20 protein-coding genes and 1 pseudogene are annotated in these 20,651 nt (G+C 58.3%); 9 read left to right on the top strand and 12 right to left on the bottom strand.

Annotation, left to right across the window (positions count from 1 at the left end; genetic code table 11):
- Positions 1-9 precede the first annotated feature (9 nt).
- Positions 10-396 carry a hypothetical protein gene (locus tag FHL16_RS14835; protein ID WP_238706177.1) on the top strand — a complete coding sequence of 129 codons (387 nt, stop codon included), beginning with the start codon at positions 10-12 and terminating at the stop codon, positions 394-396.
- A gap of 44 nt (positions 397-440) precedes the next feature.
- Here FHL16_RS14835 and FHL16_RS14830 read toward each other — a convergent pair whose 3' ends face one another.
- Together FHL16_RS14830 and FHL16_RS14825 are read right to left on the bottom strand one after the other, a co-directional pair.
- Entirely contained in the window at positions 441-1,457 is a 1,017-nt protein-coding gene (locus FHL16_RS14830) for a nucleotidyl transferase AbiEii/AbiGii toxin family protein (RefSeq protein ID WP_020798889.1), read from the bottom strand.
- On the bottom strand, positions 1,447-2,061 hold the full coding sequence (locus FHL16_RS14825) for a DUF6088 family protein (protein WP_020798888.1): 615 nt from the start codon (positions 2,059-2,061) through the stop codon (positions 1,447-1,449). Before FHL16_RS14825 ends, FHL16_RS14830 begins: the two co-directional genes overlap by 11 nt.
- Positions 2,062-2,368: 307 nt before the next feature.
- Here FHL16_RS14825 and FHL16_RS14820 point away from each other — a divergent pair, with 307 nt between their 5' ends.
- From FHL16_RS14820 to FHL16_RS14790, 7 genes are all read left to right on the top strand, one after another.
- On the top strand, positions 2,369-2,623 hold the full coding sequence (locus FHL16_RS14820; RefSeq protein WP_020798887.1) for a hypothetical protein: 255 nt from the start codon (positions 2,369-2,371) through the stop codon (positions 2,621-2,623).
- Positions 2,624-2,867: 244 nt separating this feature from the next.
- Positions 2,868-3,362 carry a RadC family protein gene (radC, locus tag FHL16_RS14815; protein WP_020798885.1) on the top strand — a complete coding sequence of 165 codons (495 nt, stop codon included), beginning with the start codon at positions 2,868-2,870 and terminating at the stop codon, positions 3,360-3,362.
- A 151-nt stretch (positions 3,363-3,513) separates the two neighbouring features.
- Positions 3,514-3,951: a TIGR03757 family integrating conjugative element protein gene (locus FHL16_RS14810; protein WP_020798884.1), complete on the top strand. Its 438-nt coding sequence runs from the start codon at positions 3,514-3,516 to the stop codon at positions 3,949-3,951.
- Positions 3,948-4,883, top strand: coding sequence for a TIGR03756 family integrating conjugative element protein (locus tag FHL16_RS14805; protein WP_020798883.1), 936 nt, complete (start codon positions 3,948-3,950; stop codon positions 4,881-4,883). The genes FHL16_RS14810 and FHL16_RS14805 overlap by 4 nt, the downstream gene beginning before the upstream one ends.
- Positions 4,884-4,891: 8 nt before the next feature.
- Positions 4,892-6,295 (top strand): integrating conjugative element protein, encoded by a 1,404-nt coding sequence (locus FHL16_RS14800; protein WP_020798882.1) that lies wholly within the window; start codon positions 4,892-4,894, stop codon positions 6,293-6,295.
- A 2-nt stretch (positions 6,296-6,297) separates the two neighbouring features.
- Positions 6,298-6,633, top strand: a complete 336-nt coding sequence (locus tag FHL16_RS14795) for a hypothetical protein (protein WP_042955527.1) — start codon at positions 6,298-6,300, stop codon at positions 6,631-6,633.
- Positions 6,634-6,645: 12 nt separating this feature from the next.
- Complete coding sequence (locus FHL16_RS14790; RefSeq protein WP_020798880.1) at positions 6,646-8,163, top strand: conjugal transfer protein TraG N-terminal domain-containing protein; 1,518 nt, start codon at positions 6,646-6,648, stop codon at positions 8,161-8,163.
- A 20-nt stretch (positions 8,164-8,183) separates the two neighbouring features.
- On the opposite strand, the gene FHL16_RS14785 is transcribed toward FHL16_RS14790, so the two are convergent.
- The 4 genes from FHL16_RS14785 to FHL16_RS14775 form a co-directional block, all read right to left on the bottom strand.
- Positions 8,184-8,561, bottom strand: coding sequence for a DUF3742 family protein (locus FHL16_RS14785; RefSeq protein ID WP_042955526.1), 378 nt, complete (start codon positions 8,559-8,561; stop codon positions 8,184-8,186).
- Between the two features lie 140 nt (positions 8,562-8,701).
- Positions 8,702-8,863 (bottom strand): hypothetical protein, encoded by a 162-nt coding sequence (locus FHL16_RS34035; RefSeq protein WP_020798878.1) that lies wholly within the window; start codon positions 8,861-8,863, stop codon positions 8,702-8,704.
- A 73-nt stretch (positions 8,864-8,936) separates the two neighbouring features.
- A complete protein-coding gene (locus FHL16_RS14780) occupies positions 8,937-9,392 on the bottom strand; it encodes a type II toxin-antitoxin system YhaV family toxin (RefSeq protein ID WP_020798877.1) in 456 nt (151 codons plus the stop codon).
- Positions 9,392-9,709, bottom strand: a complete 318-nt coding sequence (locus FHL16_RS14775) for a type II toxin-antitoxin system PrlF family antitoxin (protein WP_020798876.1) — start codon at positions 9,707-9,709, stop codon at positions 9,392-9,394. The genes FHL16_RS14780 and FHL16_RS14775 overlap by 1 nt, the downstream gene beginning before the upstream one ends.
- A gap of 312 nt (positions 9,710-10,021) precedes the next feature.
- On the opposite strand from FHL16_RS14775, the gene mobH reads away from it, so the two are divergent.
- Entirely contained in the window at positions 10,022-11,848 is a 1,827-nt protein-coding gene (mobH, locus tag FHL16_RS14770) for a MobH family relaxase (protein WP_020798875.1), read from the top strand.
- A gap of 208 nt (positions 11,849-12,056) precedes the next feature.
- Here the strand turns inward: mobH and FHL16_RS34445 are convergent.
- The 6 genes and pseudogenes from FHL16_RS34445 to FHL16_RS14740 form a co-directional block, all read right to left on the bottom strand.
- A pseudogene (locus FHL16_RS34445) lies at positions 12,057-12,305 on the bottom strand (Lrp/AsnC ligand binding domain-containing protein); the annotation flags it as partial.
- A 21-nt stretch (positions 12,306-12,326) separates the two neighbouring features.
- Positions 12,327-15,596 carry an efflux RND transporter permease subunit gene (locus FHL16_RS14760; protein ID WP_020798873.1) on the bottom strand — a complete coding sequence of 1,090 codons (3,270 nt, stop codon included), beginning with the start codon at positions 15,594-15,596 and terminating at the stop codon, positions 12,327-12,329.
- Positions 15,593-16,669: an efflux RND transporter periplasmic adaptor subunit gene (locus FHL16_RS14755; protein ID WP_202979493.1), complete on the bottom strand. Its 1,077-nt coding sequence runs from the start codon at positions 16,667-16,669 to the stop codon at positions 15,593-15,595. Before FHL16_RS14755 ends, FHL16_RS14760 begins: the two co-directional genes overlap by 4 nt.
- The gene (locus FHL16_RS14750; protein ID WP_020798871.1) at positions 16,662-17,699 is read right to left on the bottom strand and encodes a patatin-like phospholipase family protein; all 1,038 of its coding nucleotides are present in this window, start codon (positions 17,697-17,699) and stop codon (positions 16,662-16,664) included. The genes FHL16_RS14755 and FHL16_RS14750 overlap by 8 nt, the downstream gene beginning before the upstream one ends.
- A 522-nt stretch (positions 17,700-18,221) precedes the next feature.
- Positions 18,222-18,776, bottom strand: a complete 555-nt coding sequence (locus tag FHL16_RS34995; RefSeq protein ID WP_371106615.1) for a methyl-accepting chemotaxis protein — start codon at positions 18,774-18,776, stop codon at positions 18,222-18,224.
- Positions 18,777-19,885: 1,109 nt separating this feature from the next.
- Positions 19,886-20,575, bottom strand: a complete 690-nt coding sequence (locus FHL16_RS14740; protein ID WP_077748602.1) for an OmpW/AlkL family protein — start codon at positions 20,573-20,575, stop codon at positions 19,886-19,888.
- Positions 20,576-20,651 lie beyond the last annotated feature (76 nt).

Here is a 20,651-nt window from a genome sequence, read left to right as displayed (position 1 = left end):
AACGCCACCATGAACAAGGCCCCCATATCTGGCAACATGCACCCACTCCATCGAAGCCGACCTATCGCAATGCCTTTGTCCTACGAGGTCGTACAGCTCTTCACGTCGCCGCAGGGCCATCTGGTCGAGATCAAACTTCTCGATCGACAGGACGACAGACCGGAGCCCGCCCACGAATGGCTCTGGGTCACCGATCAGTCCGTTACCACGCTGCGCCCGCGGCTCAGCGATGGCGAAACGCGGCAGGTGCGAACTTTCCGCGAAGCGCGCCTGCAGCTCGATGGCCAGCGCGCCGAGCTGACATGGTTCAATGACGAGCAGTTCGCCCTCACCGCAAGCCCGATGCGGGCGCTGCCCACCCTGCAACACCAGCTCATCCACAACCATCTGAGTTGAAGCTTTGGCTGGCCAGGGTCTCTCATGGGCAGGACAACCAGCGCTCATTGCCCTCGGTTGATCTCCTGCTCCAGGGAGGACAGGCGCTCGACGATGCGATCGAAGGGCAGCGTCTCACCGTAGAACATCTGTGCGGCCAGCATCGCCTGGTAGTCCTCCCGCAAGGCGTTGAGCAGCGCCGGTTCCGGCACCAGCCTCAGCCCGCCCGTCATGCAACGGCCATAGTGGCTGTAGCCGCTGCGGTAGAACGTCTCCTTGATGTTCAGCACGTCCCGCAGCAGCTCGGTGTCGGGCACGGCCTGGCGGCCGACGTCATGGTCTGCCAACCGTGCCAGATCGTACCAGTGCCGCGACAGCCGCTCGGCACCTGTGCGTATCTCCGGGCGGTGGCACTCGACATGGATCAGCGTGGCCTTCTCCCAAAAGGTGCGCATGGGTGACAGCACGGCAACTTCAGCGCTCGGGAACACCAACTCCGGTACATACGTGGCCATGTCCGGCACGATGGTTAGCGTGTTCTGCGGCAAGGTGGCGTTGCGGCCGCCGAATTCGATCAGCACGCTCGGACGCAGATAGGCATCCGTGTTTTCCACGGCGCTCGGGTAGTAGAGCCAAAGCTTCTCCCCATCCTCGCTGACCTCGATGGTGATCTCCCACCCTGGCACGCCCTGCGCCAGCGCCTCGCGCAACGCCGGCACCAGTTCGCGGCTCACATGCTCCGCCAGCGCCGCCTTGAGCGTGTCGGACAAACGCCGGCGCTGGTTGCTGCCGAGCGTCGCCAGCTCGGGCACGTCATCAACCAGGCTGCGGTAATCAATCGTGACGTCAATGTCCTCGGAAAAGCGCTCGATGGCCTGGTAGACCTTGGACAGCGACGTGCCCCCCTTGAAAGCCATCGGCTTGCGGCACGGCAGGCTGAACAGAATTCCCAGCGCCTGGCACAACCAAATGTCCTTCTCCAGGATTTCGGCACGCCGCCCCAGCACGGGTGCCAGGCCGTTCAGCAGTTCAGCCTGCTCTGCCAGGGGAAGCTCGAAATAACGCTCGGGGCTATCGGCCATACGCAACCTCGCCACGCTCGTAGCCGATCAGCGCAGCGATCATCCAGGCCGGCATCACAGTCTTCGCCTTACGCAGGGCCTCGAACTCGCCGCCCGGCAGCTTCTCGGCGATACGCCGGAAGGTGGCCGGGGTGACCTGGTGCCGCCCCAGGTACCACAACGCGGACAGCGCCAGTCCCGCCGGACGACCCGCCAGTGCCAGCTTACGCGGTGCCACATGCTGCAGACGTACGACCAGCTTGCCCAAGCGAACCGTGTGCGACGACCCCGAGGTATAGAACACCGGCTGCGCCGGTACCTGCGTCGAAAAGCCGAGCCGCCGTGCTGCCTCAGCGCCATGCACCTCGATGGTCGCGCCCTCGCTCGCCGCGAGCGTCTGCGCCACCTTCTCGGGTGCAGGCATGGCCTTCACTCCGAAGCGCCCGATCCTGGGCACGCTGTACAGGCCATGGCCGATGCGCTCGATCTGGCCGGCCTTGGTGAGCCTCATCAGGGCCTGATCGATGGCCGCACGCGACCCCAGCCCAGCGAACAGGGCTGGAGTAAAGGGTTCGCCAGCAGGGTGTGCGGCAATGTGTTCGCGTATGGCTTTAGCAGTGGTCATGAAGGACCTCCATTTGTTAGATATTTTGCATATAAATCTAACAACCTGCAAGCAGTCAGCGGAATAGCTTCAATAAGGAAGACAGCGCTCTGCCGCATTGGCACCCAACCTGCGCGCGAAGAGGTGCTCGACTCATGCCCTCGCCCCGCCCCGCCTGGCTGGTGGCTGCTGTGGCGCTGATCCTGGCGCAGGCCTGGCACCTCGGCACGCTGCCGCCCCCCTCCTCCTGCGAATGGCACCCGGACAGACGTGCAACTACCGACCGGGCCTGTCTGGACAGCGGCCACCCGCAGGCCGCCCAAGCTCTGTGCGATGGCATCACCGCCACACCGGCGCTATACGCCTGCGCGAAGAGCTCAGCGACCAGTCCCTGCTGTTGCTCGGCCCGTTGGAAGGCGATGCACTGGTGTCCGCGTTCAATCCGCTCTCGATCCGCGAAGAGTCTGGGCCCACCACCCTCTTTTCGCCCTTGGCGCGACAACTGCGGATCAGCCGCCCTCAAATCGGGGCGACCTGCTTGCCGATTCGTTGTAGTTCCCTGCCCTGGGTTGCGTTCGACTAGCGCCGCAGTCCACAGAGAATGTCCGCCGTTGTTGTCGGCGACATGCCCAGGTAGCCCTGGTCTTCAAGGTTACGGCGCTGCCGCGCTGACCATCCCGTTCGCTGCGCATCCATGAAGGCGAACACACCACCGCCCGCCATGCGGTGGACGGATGCCCATTTATCAGCCGTTTTCTCAATCATCCCCCGGAGGGCTTGCCCTCTTACGGGGAAACCTCCGTCCCTTTGGTTTCAGGAGGTTTCCCATGCCCATGTCACTCACCGTCATCGACGCGCAATCGCGCATTTCATCATCTAACGAGAACGACAACCGCATCATCCAGCAGGCCATCTCGCTGTTGGAGCATCGGCTGTTCGCCCAGGGTCCACTGTTGCAGAGCCCGCAAGACGCACAGGACTACCTGCGATTGGCGCTGATGCAGGAGCCGAACGAGGTGTTCGTTGCCTGCTTCCTTTCTTCGCGGCATCAGGTCATCGCTTGCGAAACGCTGTTTCGAGGCACCATCGACAGCGCCACAATTCATCCCCGCGTGGTCGTCCAGCGCGCTCTGGAGCGCAACAGCGCGGCCCTGATCATCGCGCACAACCACCCCTCGGGGGACACCGAGCCGTCCTCTGCGGACAAGGTGCTCACCCAGCGTCTGAAGACGTCCCTGGAGTGCGTGGATATCCGCCTGCTGGACCACTTCGTCATTGGCAGGGGTATTCCCTTCTCGTTCGCCGAGGCCGGCCTGCTGTAGCCCACGGCGTCACTCACGGGAGCCTTGCGGCTCCCGTTGTTCTTCACGCGCCCCAGGACATTAATCGGGCAGTGGCCGTTCCCGTTTGTTTGTCGCCGCGATTTCCCTCGTCGAGTCAACTACCGCCACAACCAACTCACGGTAGTTCGACATGCCAGCGCCGCATCCTTGCCTGCCTCCATTGCACAAGTACCCACTTGCCGCAGCGCTTTACGCCGGGCTGCTCAGCCCACTGGCGCAGGCCGACGACATCCTGGTCATCACCGACAGCCAGCATCCGGTAAAGGTGCCCATCAGCGCTCGGCTTATCGAGCTGGATCAACCTGCTCGAATCAAGGCCGAGTTGGGTGCCCATCTACCTACCGACCCTACGCGCGGTGCCGCCCTCGTGCAGCGGCGGCTGAAAGACGGTGGCAACGCTCTACAGACGCGTATTGGTACTGCTTATCAAGGCGTGGTGGATGCCTGGAGCCTGGGAATCGTCACAATCCCCGCTGTAGTGGTCGACCAACGTTATGTGGTTTATGGCGAGCCGGACGTCGCCAAGGCGGTTGCGCTCATCGAAGCGCACCGGAGGACGCAGCCATGATGTGTTCTCGCCGCCTGCGCGCCGGCATCGCCGCCATCCTGCTGACGACGGGAGCCCCGTCGTTCGCGCTCAACACTGCAACCATCGCCTCCTCGACGCTCTCGCCGGACTGCCTGGAGTATCGCGTTGCCGGAATCTGCTTCTGGCTGTTCTGCACGAATTTCGGTTGTTCCGTGGAGACCTCGGTCAAGGTCAGGCACTACGTACCCGACGCGGTGGTGTCCAGCTATTCCAATACCGGTGCCAATCCCTGGGGTGAGGTTCAGTCGATGAGCCAACCCAATGCCACGGCACAAGCCGGCGGCGACGGCACCACGAACGAGGACCACGAAAACAACCTGGCGAAGTTCAAGAACGCCGACGTGATCGGCCATCCCGGCGGCTATGTGTTCAGCCAGTTCGCCTCCAGCTTCGGCTACAGCTGCGAAGGTGCCGGTACCGCCTTCATGCCTTACCTGCTGAGCACCCTCGACACCATCGCGTGGCGCTACAACGTGCCCGAAATGGCGTACCCGGAAGCCCTGATTCCCGGCGAGCGCGAGATCGGTACGCGCGCAGGGCGCAATCTCTGGGGCAACGTCTATCCACGCGGCGGGTTCCTGCACCAGACCGACGACTACAAGTCCGCCGCGGTGGTGGCTCAGCGCGCTGGCGACATCGTGACGCGACGCGGCCAGCTCCACGTGTATCAACCGCTGCTGGTCAACGCCCGGGACGGCTACTGGCCGGCCGGCGCACTGATCGAGAGCGACGCGGCGACGGGCAAGTGGCAGGAGCTGACCCCCACGCGGTCGCGCTCCTGCGCGGTCTTTCCTCACACCGAAACCCGCGTGCAGGCACAGCGAGGCGACTACGCCTGGGCGCTGTGGCGCCCCTATAGCTGTTGCCGCAGGCGTGGCCAGACATTCCTTGGCAGCACGGATTTCAATTGAGGCTAGCCATGACGATCCACCCTGCTATCACGTTCTCCGAAACGCTGCGCACTGCCCTGCTGGCCGCCGCTCTGGTCCTGGCCTGCACCGGTGCATCCGCCCAGACCAGCGTCAACCAGTATGGCGCGCAACACCAGGGCGCCGTGATCGGTGGCGACGTGCTGTATTCGATTGGCGGCGGGCGCGCCGTGTCGATGACGCCCGTATCAAACATGCGCGCCATCGGCGTAGGCGTTGGCTGGAACAGCAACCTGACCTGCGGCGACATGTCGATTTCCACGACCATCCAGAACCAGTTGAACGGCTTGACCAACGGGTTCCAAACCATCATGTCGTCGGTCATCCAGAACGCCACGGCCGCCGTGGCGTCATTGCCGGCATTGATCATCCAGAGGGCGGATCCGGGGCTCTACAACCTTCTCACCAACGGCGTACTGCAGGCCCGTCTGGATTTCGATCGCTCCAAGCTAACCTGTCGCGCCATGGCGGAGAAGATGGCCGACGTGGCCGGCGGCCAGGTTGGCTGGAGCCAGCTCGCCGACGGCATGGTGCTCAAGCAAGCCGTCGCCAGTACCGACGCGGTATCCGCCATCGAGCACACCGAAACGAGCCGGGGCAACGAAGGGGTGACCTGGGTCGGTGGCGACAATGCGGGAGGCGTCGGGCAGCGCCCGATCCGCGTCGTCAGCGACGTCACCCGTGCCGGCTACAACCTGGTCAACGGGCGCGATGTCGACGACACCAGCTCGATCGATCCGAGCAGTTGCGCCGGCAACCTGACCTGCCAGACCTGGAGCTCGCCTGCGGCTGCCGCCGCCTGGGCCGTGCGGGTGCTGGGCGAACAGGAGCAGCGCACCTGCGAAACCTGCAGCAAAACCGTTACCACGCCGGGAGTCGGCTTAACGCCGCTGATTCAGGAGGAGTACGAAACCAAGCTGGAAGCGCTGCAGGAGTTGATCAGCGGCAGCCGCCCCCTGAGCTTCGACAACCTGCAGGCGGCCGGCAGCGCCTCTCTGCCCATCACCCGCGGCGTGATCGAGGCGCTGCGCGACGAACCGGACCAGGACATTCTGGCTCGACGCCTCGCCTCGGAAATCGCGCTGTCCAGTGTGCTCGAAAAAGCACTGCTGCTGCAGCGCACGCTGCTGACCGGGCGCAAAGAGCCAAACGTCGCGGCCAACGAGCTGGCGCAGAAAGCGGTTTCACACGAGAGCGACCTGCTCGACCGCGAGATCCACAACCTAAAGACCGAGCTGGAACTGCGCCGCGAGCTGGCGAGCAATTCGCCCACCGCCATCATCCAGCGTCACAGCGCACGCTCTGCCGGCTCGCGCGGCATCTATCAAGGCGACCCGACCCGCGATCGGCTCGATCAGCTGCAGCGCCCAGCGAGCGGTGGAGGCACCCCGTGAGCATGAGCGCGGGGCGATCGCAGCACTGGCTGCGGCGCGTGGCCCTGGTGCTGCTGTGGGCCATCCTGCTGCTGGTGGCAACGGTCGCCGCCAATGTCGTCGGCATCCACCTGGCCGGCAGCATCGAGGGCTGGCAGCAATGGCTGACGGCGCATACCGGCCATTTCCTGGCCTGGCGGCTGTGGCTCTATGCCGGCACCGCCTGGGGCTGGCTCTGGATGCGCCGCCGGGTGCTGGCACGCGAGCCGGAAGCCGGCAAGCGCCTGCTAAGGGCCGAAATTGCCGCCATCGCTGCGGTGGCGGCACTGGAAATCGGCCAGTTCGTACAGGCCGGATGAGCGGAGACGGCAATGACCCTCTACACCACCGATTACCTGGAGTATTACCTAACCCTGGTAAGCTGGATCGTCCACAACGGCATCTGGGCGGTGCTGGTCGCCAGCGGCGTATTCGCCATTCCGTTTCTGGCGATCATCCTTCAGGAATGGCTCAAGGCCCGCGCCGAAGGTGCCGACGAAGGCAACAAAGGCGCACTGTCGGCCGTGCGCATCGAGAACCGCATCTTCGTCGCCATCGTGGTCATCCTGTTCGCCGGCATCCCGTTCATCGACGTGGATTTCAACACGCTCCGGTTCGATCGCACCCGCTCCATCCAATGCCAGGTGAACGTCCCGGAGCCTGCGCAGACGGGCTGGTCGCAGTCTTTCAGCACGCTCAACAACCAGTCGGCCAAGGTGCCGGTGTGGTGGTTCTTCATGCACGCGATTTCGCGCGCCGTGACCGGCGCCTCGGTTGCCGCTATTCCGTGCGGGACGGACTTACGGCAGATCCGTATGGAGGTCGATGCCACGCGCATCGACGATCCGGTGCTGGCCCAGGAGGTGAGCGATTTCACCCACGACTGCTACGGGCCAGCGCGTGCCAGGCTCTTCATGAATCGCCCGGACCTGGACGAGGAGCAGATGTACGACGTGACCTGGATCGGCTCACGCTTCTTCCTCGACACGCCGGGCTACTACGACACCTACCGCGCGAAGACGCCACGCGAGGGTTGGCCTTACGACAGTGCCCGCGACGCTGGGCTGGCCGAGGTGCCCAGCGGTGCGGGTTATCCGACCTGCAACCAATGGTGGTCCGACGGCACGAATGGACTGCGTGCGCGCCTGCTCGGCCAGGTCGACCCCAGCCTGCTGACCCGAATCGGCGGCTGGGCCGGCTTCCTGTCCCAGGATCAGGTCAACGATTCGGTAATCCGTGCCATTGCGTCACCCCGGCAGCAGAAACTCAACCAGGGTGCGATCTATAGCGACTACGGCGGCCAGATTGAAATGACCGTCCCTAACGTCGCCACCCGTGCCGCCAGTGACGTCGGGCTGGCTATCGGCTCCATCGCCTATTTCCCCGCGATGGACGCAATGCGGCAGGCACTGCCGATGGTGCTGGCACTGCTCAAGATGGCATTGGTCATCTGCATCCCGCTCGTGCTCGTCATTGGCACCTACGACCTCAAAACCGTGGTCACGATTAGCGTCGTGCAGTTCGCGCTGTTCTTCGTTGATTTCTGGTTTCAGCTCGCGCGCTGGATCGACTCGACGATCCTCGATGCGCTCTATGGTTGGGGCTGGGGATGGAACCGGCCGCACACGAATTTCGATCCGCTGATCGGACTCAACAACACCTTTGGGGACATGCTGGTGAGCTTCGTGATGGCGACGATGTTCATCGTGTTGCCTACGTTTTGGGTAGCAGCTCTGGGGTGGGCTGGCGTGAGCGCTGGCGTGATCGCTCAGAATCTCGCCGTCGGCTCCAAGGATGCCAAAGACAGCACTGGCGCAGGCGTGAATAAGGTAACGGGCAAGGTGTTGTAACGAGGCTCGCTATGCGACTTCTATTCGTCGTATGGGTTATTCGGGTCGTGAGGGTCGATGCGCTGCCCACTGGACGAATACAACCCATAGCCAGCCTCACCATGACGCAGCTCGTCTTTGGGTGTCCAAAGGTCTTCGTCCTGCTCATGTTGCGCAAAACCACGAGCAACCAGCAGCACAAAAACCAGTAGCAAGACGAACCAGAACGCGACGTACAGCAGCGCACCGAGCACCACCAGCTTGACGACCACCAGCGTTGCCTTGGCAAGACTGGCCGGCAGACCTTGAGCAACCAGCCAGCCACTCACCTTCCGCTCCTGGCGCATATACGCCCGCCACATCCGGCCCAACACTTGGCCCAGGCGCTCCGCAAATGAAGTCTGTGCAGAGGGTTTCATGGTGGCTACCTCATGGTTGTCCTGTCGTGTTCTCTCAATGCCTGTTCCATCGCACGCATGATTGAATTCTGTGATGTTTTTCTAACCAGATACGAATTGCCATGCAATAACTAATCAGCGCCTGCGCACAAGGTTCGGTATCAGCGCTGCATCCTTGCCGCTACTGCCGCGTCGATTTCAGCAATGCCTTCCGCGGGCGGCACGTTAGCAAAGCCTTCCGCGATTCGGTCGCTCAGTGCATCGAAACGATCGTGCATGCGGCGAATGCGGCCGAACAGAGCGGCATTAATTTCGTAGACCATCACCGTCCTCCAATCGTTCATCCTGCTATGTCGCCGACTCGTCCGCAGCACAACCGAGTGCGACCTCGCGTTGCTATGATGCGCGCCACTCCGCCTGGCTCGCCGCTACCAGAGCCGCCCAATCGTCAGGCGGGTTGCCTCGTCCGAGCATCTTCTCGAATACGGCATAGGGGTCGGATTTGCTTCCCGCCGACCTCAAGGTCTGTTCGTCGTTGACCCAGGCGAACACGATGGCCTTCGCCTTGGAGTCGTAGCGAAAGAACAGTCGGAATCGCCGCCCGATCTTCGCGCGCCGCCAATGGCGGTACGCCACCCCCAAGGTGTTGCCCTGGCGGAACTCGTCGCGTGAGGGATCGCTTGGCACGACTTCCATGATCAATTGGCTCAACGCCCGAAACAGCTTGACGTTGGCGTTGCCCTCGAAGCCTTGCGGGTCGTTCTGTTCAGCCCGCTCCGCGGCCACCTGCAGCTTGCGCAACTGCTCGATCACGCCCTCATGGAACAGCAGGGTCCAGCCATGCCGCTGCATCAGAGCGCCACTTCGCCTTCGATGTCCTCATCGAGGTTCACCGCGTGGCCTGCATTTGCCAACAGGGACAGGGCAAGATCATTCGGCAAGGACCGGACATGTCGGCCGGCCCGGATGTCCGCTTCCAGCAGGCCCAGGAAGGCTCCGATCGCCGGGTCTTCGTGCTCGGCGTCCGCTCGGGACACAATGACTTCACCTCCGCGCAGATCGAAGGCCACCTTTGCGCCGGTGTCCACACCCAGCGCCTGCCGAATGGGCTTGGGCAGCGTAATCTGGCCCTTGGAGGTCAGCGTGGCGATTTCATGGATCTCTGGCATCGTAGCTCTCCCGATAGCAATGCCCATATGGTAAGGATGTTTCCTTACAACGTCAATCTGACTGAGCATGGCACCCCCATCTGCTCGAAAAGGAAGGTGCCATCGTAGGTTCGGCACAGGTCGCCTTCCCGCCGCAATCCGACTTGGGCCAAGCCGCATTGGTTGTGGTTCGGCAGGATCCGCGGCCCTATACCCAAAGACTTCCGTAACGGCCAAAGGGTTGGGAAGGGGCAAGGGAATGGGGTCAAGGGGAAAGGCCCTACCCGAAAAGGCCAAAAGGCTCCCCTGAGCAGCCCGTCACCGGGGTTCGCCATGCTCTCGCTGCTCCAGCGCAAACGGGTATCACCAACCACCGGCGCACAATCCACTCCAGCCATCGAGCCCCCCAAAGGGCTGACGCGGCCGGAGTCGGCCGCCTCCCTGCTGTCCACACCGCGCCGGCAACGCCTGCTGGAACACATCTGGCAACGTACCTCGCTCTCACGCAAGCAGTTCGCCTCGCTGTACCTTGCACCACTGGAGCGCTACGCCGAGTTGCTCCAGCAACTCCCCGCATCCGAAAGCCACCACCACGCCTACCCCGGCGGCATGCTGGACCACGGCCTGGAAATCGTCGCCTATGCGCTCAAGCTGCGGCAGTCGTATCTGCTGCCCACCGGCACCACGCCGGAGGATCAAGTCGTGCAGGCGGAAGCCTGGACCGCCGCCATAGCCTACGCCGCACTGCTGCATGACATCGGCAAGGTTGCGGTCGACCTGCATGTCGAGTACGGCGACGGCAGCCATTGGCACCCCTGGCACGGCCCACTGGCCCGTCCCTACCGCTTCCGTTACCGCCAGGACCGCGAGTACCGTCTGCACAGCGCAGCAACGGGCCTGCTGTACCGGCAGGTGCTCGACTGCGAAATTCTCGACTGGCTCAGCAGCTATCCCCCGCTCTGGTCCGCACTGCTGTACGTCCTGGCCGGTCAGTACGAACACGCCGGCGTCCTCGGCGAGCTGGTGATTCAGGCCGACCGTGCTTCGGTGGCCCAAGCCCTGGGCGGCGATCCAGCACGTGCCATGGCGGCACCGAAGCACGCCCTGCAGCGCAAGCTGCTCGACGGGCTGCGCTACTTGCTCAAGGAAGAACTGAAACTCAACCAGCCCCAGGCGTCGGATGGCTGGTTGACCCAGGACGCCCTCTGGCTGGTCAGCAAGACGGTGTCGGACAAGCTACGCGCCCACCTGCTGGCACAGGGCATCGACGGCATCCCCGCCAACAACACCGCCGTGTTCAACGTGCTGCAGGACCACGGCATGCTCCAGCCCACGCCGGATGGCAGGGCGATCTGGCGGGCAACCGTCACGAGCGAAGCTGGGTGGTCGCACACATTTACGCTGCTGCGGCTGGCCCCGGCCCTAATTTGGGAGGGAGACGATCGGCCGGCACCGTTCACCGGCACCGTGGCGGCGGAGCTGAAGCCCCAAGATGACGCCCCCGCACCACCACCAGCCGATACCGGCGACCTCTCGCCCGCCGCTGCCGCAACTGCTCCGTCCGCAGGACCCGCTATCGATAGCGTCGATGCCCTGCTGACATTGCTCAGCACCTCCGATAGCGAACCGACCGAGCAGGGGCCGGCGATTGAACCGTCACGAGCAATCGGCGTCGATGAGCCGTCCGCATATTCCCACGGGGCCGACCCAACGTCGCCACCCGCCCCAGCGCTCCCCTCCTCCTCGAACAACGAAATCACGCGGGAACCACCTTCCGGCGAACACTTCATGGCCTGGCTGCAGCAGTGCGTCCAGAGCCGCAAGCTCATCATCAATGACGCCAAGGCCCTGGTGCATACCGTGGCCGACACGGCGTTCCTGGTCAGCCCTGGTGTGTTCCAGCGCTACGCGCAAGAGCACCCGCAAACGGCCACACTCGCCAAGCAGGACCAAGTCGCCGACTGGCAGTGGGTGCAGAAACGTTTCGAGAAGCTGCAACTGCACCGCAAGCAAGCTAGTGGCCTGAATATCTGGACGTGCGAGGTGACGGGGCCACGCAAATCACGGCGACTGCATGGCTACCTGCTGGCAGATCCGCAGTATCTGTTTGATGATGCCCCTCCCGCCAACCCCTACCTACAACTGTCTTGTAATCAATAGGCCCCGGGGTCGCCCTGATTGGGCGATACTGGAACCATATAAATCAAATGGTTACGTGAAGTCGTAGCCCTTTTTGTGGCCAAAGATCAGCTAAGGGTAGGTTTAGGGTTCACTGGCCGCGACCAGGGCCACTTCCCGTTCAGGAGGACGCGGTACTCGAGGCACTGATCGTCCAGCGTTACAAGGACTGAAGGTTTTCGTCGACCAATCAATGGTGGCTCAGCAGCTTACGCAACTGCGCACCATCCTTGAGCACTGGAGACTTGATGACGATATCGATGAAGTACTTGGGTATGCCGATGTTCTTGTCCAGCAGCCACGCCATCACTTCCTGGTAGTGCTGGATACTGCGGGTCATGAAACGCGGCAGTTAGTCGTAACCGCCGCTGATCAAATGGCATTCAAGACCTCATCTAACAGGCGGATTATTGGACTCGAACATGGTGAAGTCTTCGCGGCAGTCTGATCGGATTAATGTTCACACGGTCGCACGCTCACTGGGAGAATGCTGCCTAAGCAGTCGATAAAGTAGAATCGGTACCACGATCAGCGTAAGTATCGTCGCGGACAGTGTGCCGAAGATCAGAGAAATCGCCAGCCCACCAAATACCGGGTCGCTAAGCATGATCATGCTGCCAAAGATGATCGCCAATGCAGTCAGAAGAATAGGACGCAGACGCACCGCCCCTGCTTCCAGGATGGCTTTGCGCAAGCTCATACCCTGGTGCCGATAATCGAGCACAAAGTCTATGATCAGCAGCGAGTTTCGCACCACCACTCCAGCCAGGGCGATGACTCCGATCAGGGAAGTGGCGGTGAAGGATTGACCCATTAGCCAGTGCCCCGGAAAGATACCCACCAGCCCCAAAGGAATCGCAGCCATGGCAACCAGAGGGATGGCGAAGGACTGATAGTAGGCCACCAGCATTAGATAAATGAGCGTAAGAGCCAGCCCCAGTGCACCGAGCATGTCGCGATAAGTGTCCAGCGTCATGCGTATTTCTCCATCCCACAGCAGATGGTAACCATCGATGGTGTCAGGCACCGCAGGAGTAAGACGCAAATTCCCGGTGCCCAGGCGTTCGTCGTTGGCAAGCAGCAAACCGTCCAGCCGCCGGTCCAGATCCAATACGGCGAATACTGGGGCTGTACTGACAAGCTCACCGCCGACATACAGGACGCGCTCGCCGTCTTTGTGCTGGATGGGACGTTCGGTCAGGGTCGACTCGATACGAACCAGTCCGGACAAGGGCACGCTTTTACCCTCCCGACCAGCCAGGTGAATCCGCGACAACAATGCCGGGTCGATTTGGTGACGGCGAGGAATTTTCAGACGGATGGGAACGGCGTTCTTTTCTCCGGCAATGTGCACTCGCCCGAGCTCTTCACCGTCCAGCAGACGCCGCAAGGCAATCGCTACCTCGGCGGTGGTCACACCGGACAGTGCAGCTTTTTCCCGGTCCACCACCAGCCGATACTCCGGTACATCATCCGGTTCGGAGTCATTCACCTCGACCATGTCGTAAGTAGCCCTGAAAGCCTCTTCGACTTGCTTGCCGATCGCCCTAAGTTGCGCCAGGTCTGACCCGTAGATTTCGGCCACGACCATGGCGCGCACTGGCGGCCCAGGGGAATCCTCAAGCAACTGGATGACGCTACCGGGGTAGCGTGACTGAATGGCCAGAAGGCTTTGACGCAGATCTCGGACAATTTCAATTGACGTCGTGCTGCGCCTTGCCTTATCAATCAGGTTAACCCGTATTTCCGCTATGTGTGGCCCGGTCTTGTTGCCGGTGCCGCGCAATAGGCCATTGAAATCGACCACACCGGCCTCACCGAGCCAGCTCTGATAGTTAAGGATAAAAGTGTTTTGCCGCAATACGGCACCGATCTCTCGTACGACCCGGTCGGTGGTTTCTAGCGGGCTGCTCTCGGGCATGGCAAGGACAATATTGAAGGTGTTCTTGTTGTCCTTTGGCAGCATGGCCATCTCGACGCCAAGCCAGGACTGCGCTCCGCTTATTCCCGCAGGGCGCATGAACTGCCACGCCGGTTGCAGCAGAGAAAGCAGGATAGCAGTAGCCACGCCCAGCAGAACGCCTCGACGCAACCGCGGACGATCGATCAGCGGTGTCATCAGGGCGTGGTAGAAACGGTGTAACCGATCCTTGCTGTTGTGATCTTCAAGATCATGTCCCTCGCCAGGCTGGAGCCAGCGGTTGGCAGCCCAGGGGGTAATGGTATAGGCCACCAACAGCGAGGCCAGCATGGCAACGGGCACGGTGAAAGCAATCGGGTAGAAATATTGCCCGAGCATACCGGTTACCATCATCAGCGAGATAAATACCAGCATCACGGCGATGGTCGCCAGATTCGTAGGACTACCGATTTCATTGGTAGCCTGTACCGTGACCGCACGCTTATCACTCCGCCCCAGATGAGCGTAGCGCCGGTGGATATTTTCAATAACCACGATGGCCGCATCCACCAGCAGGCCGAGGGACAGGATCAGGGCGAATAGAGTCAGACGGTTGATGGTGGGGCCGAACAGGTAATTCACGCCCAGGGTCAGCCCCAAAATCAGGGGGACGCTAAGGCCCACGATTAAGGCTTCCTTCAGACCGAGAAAAAGCACCATGACCAGAAAAACTGAAAAGACCGCGATACCCAAGTGCTCAATCAACACATTCACGGCGGCATCAGCTTTTTGACCATCGTTACGGGTAACCACGAGTTCCACCCCAGCGGGGATAAACTGTTGCCGCATTCGCTCGATGCGGGCGAGTACCTCGTCAGCGACAACCACCGCGTTGGTGCCAGGTTTTTTGGCAACCGCTAGAGCAACTGCGGGCATTTCAGGATCCGAATTTTTGCCAAAACGCGGGTCTGCAGGGCCGAAGGTAAAACGTGACAGCTGAGTGCGTTCCTCGGCCGGGCCGTCAACGATGACCGCTACATCGTCAAGGTAAATGGGCCGACCAGCATGACTACCAACAATTAATTGTTTCAGGTCATCCTCTGAGGTGAGATAGCCATCGAGAAATACACTGCGATTATGGCCCTGCTGCACCACACTCCCCAAGGGAGCCGAGACATTGGCAGTGGTAAGGAAAGCGCGAACCTGATCGACGGTTACGGCGAACGCCTCCAAGCTATCCGGCTCAAGCTCCACGCGTACCTCCCGGTCGCGTCCGCCCTTGATATAGGTCGCGGAAACTGACTCCAGACTGCGTAAGCCGTCAAGCAAGCGATCAGCCAACCGCTTCAAAGCGTAATCATCATACGTTTGCGAGGCCAGAGTCACCGTTACGATGGGTACGTCATCCACGTCCACGCTAATAATGAGTGGTGCACTGGCATCGGCGGGCAGACGATCGCGCTGACTGAGAATCCGGTCGTAGAGCTTGACCAAGGATTTTTCCTTGTCCTGACCTACCTCGAACTGCACGGTAAGAAAGCCGACGGAGTTCATCGATGTAGCGAAGGTATGGTCGACGCCGGGGACTTGCTTGACAATGTCTTCCAGCGGACGAATCACCAGTTGCTCCACCTCAACAGCGGAAGCACCAGGCAGCAATACCCGCACCTGCGCACCGGGGACGATGATTTGCGGGTTTTCCTCGCGTGGCGTGAGGAGGATGGCCAGCATGCCGAGCACGGCGCAGGCAAGCATGAATAGTAGAGTCAGTTTTGAGGTGACGAAGATTTCGGCCAAGTGCCCCGCGATATTGACTTTGCGCTGGCTCATGGATATTCAGCACTAGTGATGCGGTCACCTTCGCGCAGGCCAGGAGCGACCACTGCGACTATCTGCTCACCCACCAGAAGGCCTGCTGCGATCTCAATACCCTTGGGCCACTCGCGGCCCGTGCGTAACCAGCGAAAACGTGCCAGCCCTGCGTCGTCAACCAGGAACACTCCGCGCAGTCCACCTCGTTCCACCAGCGCCTGCGGCGGAATTAGCACAGCCTGGCTGTCCCCGATGACAAAACTGGCACGGCCGAACATGCCCGGCAGCAGATTCTTGGTATTGGGCAGCGCGATTTTCAACTGATAGCTGCGGCTGACCGGGTCACCCGAGGGCACGACACGGCTCACCATACCTTGTAGCACCTGAGGCAGCACATCGATCTTCACGCGTACCGAACTCCCTACAGCAATCGCAGCAACATGGGCTTCGCTGACAGACGTGTCGAACAGCAAGGTACGGCCTACCTCCAGGATGAGCATCGGTTCGCCCGGCTGGGCCATATCACCGGCACGCTTCAAGCGAGCCACCACCACGCCGTCGCCTGGACTCCTTATTTCGATGTAGGCGCGCTGTGCATCCGCCGTCTCCTGCGCAGCTTGCGCCTGATTCAGTAACTCTTTGGCAACATCACGCTTGAGGCGGATCTTGCGCCACTCATACTCGGAAATATAACCCCGCTCATAGAGGCGCTTAAAACGCTCGAAATCGATCTGGACATCGGCAAAGGCTGAGTTAGCCGCACTAAGTTCCGCCCTGCTCTGGCGGATGCCACCTTCGATGTTGGCACCATCGAGTTTGGCAATGATTTCTCCACGCTGCACCCGGTCACCCTCCCGCACCTGCAACTCATGGATGTAACCACTCACCTTGGACGTGACCTCTATGCGCTGGTCGGACACCACGGAGCCGACGGTCGTGTAGTCAATAGGGACATCGACAGCAGCCACTGTAAAAGTACTCAGATTCCAGCTTTTTAGACCTACAGTTGAAGGCGTATCCGCAGACTGCCCGCATCCTGCCAGCACGCCAGAAGTCAATACCAGCAGTATGGTGTGGATGGCTCTATTCACAGGGGGTGTTCCTTCTTTGCAGGCTTCGCAAGATATGGGGTGATAGTGAGGCCAATTGCCGCTGAGTGTGTCCATAACCGATGGCAATAATTTCCTCGGCGTGGCCGAAGTCCAGAAAACGGATGTGTCCCAGCGGAGGCTGGATGAGCAAATCCGGTCGATCCAAGCTCAAGCGCGATTGGGTGATGCTCGTTTCCATGATGTTAATCGAGGCTAGCAACACGTCGAAAATATTGGGTAGCGGTTCCTGGGAAAGCCATGTCCTGAATTGCATCGAGACGGAATCATCCCCAGCAATCAACTTGCGCTGTATATCCGTCATGCTTAGCCGATAGTCGCCTACCCAACATGAAAACTTGTCTGCCGGACCGTCTCCTGTACTGGTCGAAGCATCACAACCCTGCACCGGTTTGAAGTTCTTTCCGGGGACGATTTGTTGATTGAGGTCGACTGCGATCACTGGGCCGGCTCCCATAGCGCGCACGACGCTTATCGGCACGGGATTGGTGAGTCCGCCATCTACCAGAATTCGACCGTTGCTGCGCACCGGGGTGAAGATGCCGGGTACCGAGATGCTTGCACGCACAGCCTCGATCAGGTCGCCCGAGCGGATCACGATCTCCTCGCCGTTGACGATATCGGTTGCCACGCAGGCAAAGGGCGTAGGCAATGCCTCGATAGTCTTGGCCTGAACGTGCGCGCGTAGCAAGGCGCTAACTTTCGCACCGTCGAGCAAGCCCGACCTAGGCAACACTACATCGAAGAAAGAAGCCGTCATTTTCCAGTCGAACGACTGAAAGGTGGTTTCCAGTTCTTCCAGTTGGCCGGCAGCCTGGATCGCCCCGATCAGTGCACCGATACTGGTGCCAGCGATGACGTCCACTTCGATGCCGGCTGCTTCGATGGCACGGATCACACCAATATGAGCGAGCCCACGCGCCGAACCGCTGCCCAGCGCCAGGCCTACTTTACGTGATTGCCCTGGTACTACACCGCAGTCGGAATGGTCCGTATCCTGCGAAGAGGTCATGTCGTTATCCTTCTGATCTAACGCTCGTGACAAATAACTCGGCTGACATTTTGTCTATTCATTCCTTGCTGCCGCTGGGCCAGATGTAGTTAAACAACCAGATACTGCCAGGGATGGCATCGATGAAGCCAAGCAGACCAAATAAAAGGCAGTCCCTTCAAAATCGGAGCGCCGTACACAAACACGACGATTAATGAACCTATACTCAGCACCGCTGACAACATTAGTTCACCCACAGGGGTACCTGTTTATTTTGCAGGATGGCAATTCTTGTGAGTCGCTGATTTGTAGACGAATTTTATGGCTGTCACATTGACAACCACAGGCACGGCCACGCTAGACTTGAATTGTGACTTCCACACCCGTTCGCTAAGGCCGCTCGGTGCCGCTGTCTTTAGCCTTGCACGCTACTACTGCTCATAGGCCATAATCGGAAACAACCGCCGCCACACGCAGCATCTAAGTACGGTCGACACGAAACCTTAAAAACCGCACTTTTAAAAATTACAGAGCAATCTAAAATCAATCTAACTTAAATATCTCTACAGCCCCACCCAAACTGCCAGCCAATTTAACTAAAGATTGATTTACTTCCGTTATCCTGCCACTACCCAGCTCAATTCCCGCAGCAATGTCTCTAATAACATTCGCATTACCCAACATATCTTCTACAACTGCGCTCTGCTCTTCTGAAGCGGCTGCAACTTGTGAAATCTGCAACATTATTTTGGATACAGAATCTACAATCTCATAAATTAATCTACTAGCTTCGTCAGCTGCAACGACACTATTTTTTGACTCAACCACACAATGTTTAATTACATCGAGAGCAACTAATATGCTTTTATTTAAAGACGCGATCATTGCCTGTATTTCATAGGTGGAATTATTTGTACGCTGAGCTAAGCTTCTAACTTCATCAGCTACAACAGCAAACCCTTTCCCAGCCTCGCCGGCATGTGCCGCCTCAATTGCCGCATTTAAAGCCAGAAGATTTGTTTGATCTGTGATTTGATCAATAATATCAACAATTGTACCTATTTTTGCAATATCAGTTTCAATGCACTTAATAGCCATGCATGAATCATTAACCCATTCTGACAGAGCATTTATAGATGAGACAGCGTTACCAATAGACTCTTGACCAAGAACCGCCAACCGCTGCCCCTCAGATGACAGTACTTCAGACTTACTTGCCGCATTGGATGTTTCCGTTATTGCGGAAGAAATCTGTGATAATGCACTGACAAATTCGTCAACCTTAGTTGACTGTTTACATAGATCACTAGACGTACCTTGTGAAACCCTTAAAGCCTCAAGTGCTGAATTAGACAGATCAACTTGTACGTTTTTTATTGATTCAATCAAGACGCGCACTCCGGCAGCCATAGCCATGACGGATAACTGCATTTTACCTACTTCATCATTTCTCGGTGCAGCACAGTATGTAAGATCACCTTTTGACATGCCATCCATCACATGAATCATTCCAGTTATTGACTCAAGGGTTCTCTTCATAAGAAGATAAATAATGAAAAAGAAGAGACCATTAATTACTAAAAAAGTGAAAAAAACATAAGACTTAACACGCCGCGAAATATCTGCAAGCTCAACCCCAAAGCGATCAGAGTTATTATACGACCAACTCACAAGCCGTTTCATTTCCTCAATCTGCTCAGAAGAAATCCTATCTTTATAAATACCACTTGCATACTCAACGAACTGCCCAAGCCTTTCTGATGAAGTATCAGAAAGCTCTAGGATCAACCCCTTCCCTAATAGTTTTAAAAGAGCCTTGTCACCCTCCCACATACCATTTACAGATACAGCTTGCCTGCGCGCCCTCCGAACCTGTTCCATTATATAAATAATGTTTGCTTCTTTTTTCTGTAACTCATAATGTACATTACTCAAGGCAACAACATGCTCCCTCTCATAATAAGAGAACTCAGTCAACTTATACATTAATCGCATCCCGAACAGCGCAACCAAAAACAAAAATCCTGCCATAGCAACAATCAATAAAAAACGATACCGCAGCGAACTATTGATACTCATACCCCCTCCATTAGAAGAAAATTCGACCTAAATAAACACCATAAAATTTAAATACTTATATTAAAAAAAAGTATTAACAGCACTCTTTACAGCCTAAAGAATGCTGTTAAATGAAGAACAATAAATAATTAGAACATATATGATGCCCCGAGGCTCAGGATGAAAGGATCAACCTCAATCTTGGTAGAAGCAGGCGCCGATCCAAATGTGCCAGAGACATCAGTTTCGAACGGAATATAGCGTAGATCTGAATTTAGCATCCATGAGTTACCAACATCATATCTAAGTCCGACCTGAACAGCAGGTGCCCATTTATCTTCGATATCAAATGAAGTCAAGGCACCATCAGTTTTGTCAAAGAAAAATACCCGCCCGACACCCAACCCAACATATGGATAAAATCGTTCGAAATTATCGAAATGATATTGGAGTGATAAAATTGCAGGACCATAGTCAACTTCACTGACTCTTCCCAGTGCAGAGATGGAACCTTCACCTTGAAATTTAGCTCTAGCTGGAACTCCCACAAAAAGATCCAGCGCCACTTTATCAGTAATAAAGTAGGAAATATCAAAAGTAACTGTTGTGTCATTGCCAATGCTTACAGCAGCGCTAGGCACAGTAGCCCCGCCTATATTTAGCGGGCCCAATGTCTCATCGACATAAACTTTAGAAAGATTTAAGCTTGCAACCCAGTCGCCCTTATTGTAACCAGCTCCTCTCGAATAGGTTTCGCCTGACAACGCGTCGGCGGCACCTAACACAGAACCACTTACCGAAATCCACATTGAGATATTTTTCACAAAAGTCGGACTCATGATGCATCTCCATTTTTATTATAAAAATAAATTCATGAAACAAGTTACTACATTTCACAGAGACTGACTTTTAAAA

Source organism: Pseudomonas sp. FSL W5-0299 (assembly GCF_005930655.1).
Taxonomy (GTDB): domain Bacteria; phylum Pseudomonadota; class Gammaproteobacteria; order Pseudomonadales; family Pseudomonadaceae; genus Aquipseudomonas; species Aquipseudomonas mandelii.
The sequence above is the reverse complement of the archived record's forward strand: the minus strand, read 5'-3'. Positions and strand labels throughout refer to the sequence as shown.